This window comes from Halochromatium salexigens, from assembly GCF_016653295.1.
GTDB lineage: Bacteria > Pseudomonadota > Gammaproteobacteria > Chromatiales > Chromatiaceae > Lamprobacter > Lamprobacter salexigens.
Window position 1 is genome coordinate 1 of record NZ_NHSF01000057.1, and the last position, 2803, is coordinate 2803.

Below are 2803 nucleotides of genomic sequence, written 5' to 3' on the forward strand. Positions count from 1 at the left end.
TGCTCGGCTGTCAGCGTGCTGGCCGGCTGAGCATGAGAATCCGGGGGCATAGGCAGGAGGTTAGTGTCTGAGACATGCCACCAAGTATGTCATAGATCGGTATATCTAAAAGCGGAAATCGCCTTAGAGGAGATCCTCAGTATGCTCGGTGAAATGACCCCACTCGAACAGACCCGCGCTTATCAGGAGATCGTGGCGAAGAACCAGCCGATTTGGCTGGAGGAAGGCCGTGAGGAAGGTCGCGAAGAAGGCCGCGAGGAAGGCCGCCGGCGCGAAGCCGAACGGGTAGCGCTCCGCCTCCTGCGCCGCCGCCTCGGCAGCCTGACCAAGGCGCAACAGGCCCACATACAAGCCCTCCCGGTCGATCCGCTCGAAGATCTCATCGAAGCGCTGCTCGACTTCAGCACTGACGCCGACCTCGAGACCTGGCTCGCCGCGCATCCCAAACCCACACCGCAACCGAACGCCTGAGTCAACCGTGCAGCCCCACTGGACCCTTAACCTCAAGAACGGCCTCAAGGTCAACGTCCCGGCGGACCTCGACAACCCGGTGACCCTGACCCTGCTCGAGCTTGAAGACTGGCCCGAGCCCGAACACGCCTTCTGCTGCCAACTTTCCCGCGCCAGCAACTGCCGGCGGAGCTGCTTGAGGTGGTGGATCTCGACAGCCTAGAGATCAGCAAGGATCGCGACGTCTCCAAGGACTTGCGCGCGCCCGATCAAGCCGATCCAACCGTGCCCGAGCGGGCTGAGCCGACCGCTGCGGTTGAACCAGCAGACACGGCAGCGACGCTCGCCGCTGGTGCGCTATCACGGCCAGAGCCTCTGGCGCATGCCGAGCGATTTCCATGCCCTGATCCGGCCGCGACCAGAGGCGCTTAAACCCGATGTGCCGCAGTTCCGCTCTGCGCGGCACGAGCCCTCACCGCGCAGCGTGCGGAGGTCAAAGGCGATGTGCTCACCCACCTGGTGCAGCTCGCGCTGCGCTGGATCGTCAGCGACCAACCACTGGCGCATCTGGAGCGGTTGATTGTTCTGATCGCGCAGAGCAACGAGATGGTGAGGCCGATACGGCCACGAGCGGCGCTCAGCGCCTCGCGCCTCTGGCTGCGCGCGTTTGATCCGCCATCTGGCCCGCACGCCTGGTCCACCATCTGGCCCGCGACTTGACCCGCTCACCGCAACCGCTCGCGCGCCTGTATCGGCGCCCACGCATGGCGATGGGTGATTCGGCAACAAAAAACCCGCACCGAGGACTCGATGGCCTCGAGCCGATGCGGCTAGGAGAGGTGCGCTCCGAGACGGCGACCACCACGGCCAGGCACTCGGCCAGGTGCTGACCGACAACGGAGAGCGAATCACCGAATGAGCACTTTCGAGGATGACATTCGGAGCAGCAGAGCATCGACTGGCTCATCCTCGATGACCTCAGCGACGCCCTCGCCATCCTCGAGCACGGCACCAAGGTGCTGGAAACGACCCTGCTGCTGGGTCTCGGTGACCGAGGAGATCGAGCCCCTATTCACTCACGGACGCCTGGGCCTGGAACTGCTCAATCCCGGCCGCTTTCAGCCGTTGGTCTACGAGCGCGAACGCCTGTTTCGCGTCAATGACGCCGTACTCGGCGTCTGGACCGAGATCTTGCACACCGGCAGTCTATTCGGTGAAAGCATGGCTTCGGCCGAGATGTCGAAAGAGGACAGCCAACAAGTCAAGGGCCGCAAGCAGCATCCCGAGGCCAAGACCCTGCCGCCGGTCTACCCCTTGGTGCTCTATCACGGCCAGAGCCGCTGGCGGATGCCGAGCGATTTCCACGCCCTGATCCGGCCGCTACCAGAGGCGCTTAAACCCTACGTGGCGCAGTTCAGCTATGCCTTGCACGATCTCTCGCCGCGCAGCGATGCGGAGATCAAAGGCGATGTGCTGACCCGCTTGGTGCAGCTCGCCATGCGCTGGATCTTCAGTGACCAGCCGTTGGAGCATCTGGAGCGGCTGATCGCCTTGATCGACCAGATCGCTGACCGCGACACCGCGCTGCAGAGTCTGGAATCGCTGCTGCGATATGATGTCCAAGGGACACAACGGGTCGACGAAACCGACGCCCGCCGCTTGTTGGAACAGACCGCACCGGGAGACCCCATCATGCAGACGTTTATTGATCGGTCTATTGAGCAAGGCCTCGAGCAGGGCATCGAGCAAGGCGAGCGAAAAGGTGAAGCCAAGCTGCTACTGCGCCTAATGGAGCGCAAATTCGGCCCCACCGATGCCCAACTGCGCCAACAGATCCAAGAGGCCGATGCCGAGACCCCACTGGCCTGGTCCGAGCGCATCCTCACCGCTGAGATCCCGGAGGCGATGTTTCATTTGGTTAAAGCCACAACCGCTCGAAGGCGCGGCCATCTGGAAGGCGATACGCAGAGAAATCGCGGAGATCAACGGTAATGATCTTGTGAATGCCAGTGATTCCCGCCAGTGTGACCAAGGCTGCGTCGGTAAAATCAGGCGCCAGATCTTGGTACTTCTCGAGCGTTGTGCAGATCTGTGGCAGCTCAAGAGTGCTGAGTTCATGGAGTATGACGCCATAACGCTCCAGCCACGTCAGAAGTGCAATCTTGCCAGTGGTGTCAAGGAAGAAACCGGCTTCGGTGATGACAGGCCAGATTGAATGCAAGATTACAGCAATTCCCGGTGAAAGTCTATTCGGCAGGCTTTAATGTCATACTCTCAGTACGCCATTGTGACTGGCAAGGGTCCACCCTCAACACGATCAGTTGCTTTAAATAGATTCGTTATTTTAGACGCT

General features: G+C 61.2%; 4 protein-coding genes. All 4 read left to right on the top strand.

The window, feature by feature from the left end; genetic code table 11:
• Nucleotides 1-141: 141 nt before the first annotated feature.
• The 4 genes from CCR82_RS09750 (at nt 142) to CCR82_RS09765 (ending at nt 2442) form a co-directional block, all read left to right on the top strand.
• On the top strand, nt 142-471 hold the full coding sequence (locus CCR82_RS09750; RefSeq protein ID WP_201245532.1) for a DUF4351 domain-containing protein: 330 nt from the start codon (nt 142-144) through the stop codon (nt 469-471).
• Nucleotides 472-478: 7 nt separating this feature from the next.
• Entirely contained in the window at nt 479-673 is a 195-nt protein-coding gene (locus CCR82_RS09755; protein WP_201245534.1) for a hypothetical protein, read from the top strand.
• Between the two features lie 281 nt (nt 674-954).
• Nucleotides 955-1170: a hypothetical protein gene (locus CCR82_RS09760; protein ID WP_201245536.1), complete on the top strand. Its 216-nt coding sequence runs from the start codon at nt 955-957 to the stop codon at nt 1168-1170.
• A 252-nt stretch (nt 1171-1422) separates the two neighbouring features.
• The gene (locus CCR82_RS09765) at nt 1423-2442 is read left to right on the top strand and encodes an Rpn family recombination-promoting nuclease/putative transposase (RefSeq protein ID WP_207190972.1); all 1020 of its coding nucleotides are present in this window, start codon (nt 1423-1425) and stop codon (nt 2440-2442) included.
• Nucleotides 2443-2803: the final 361 nt, after the last annotated feature.

Bases quoted from the DNA above. Each gene is read 5' to 3' on its own strand.
- CCR82_RS09765 (WP_207190972.1), top strand. From the start codon at position 1,423: ATGACCTCAGCGACGCCCTCGCCATCCTCGAGCACGGCACCAAGGTGC.
- CCR82_RS09750 (WP_201245532.1), top strand. From the start codon at position 142: ATGCTCGGTGAAATGACCCCACTCGAACAGACCCGCGCTTATCAGGAG.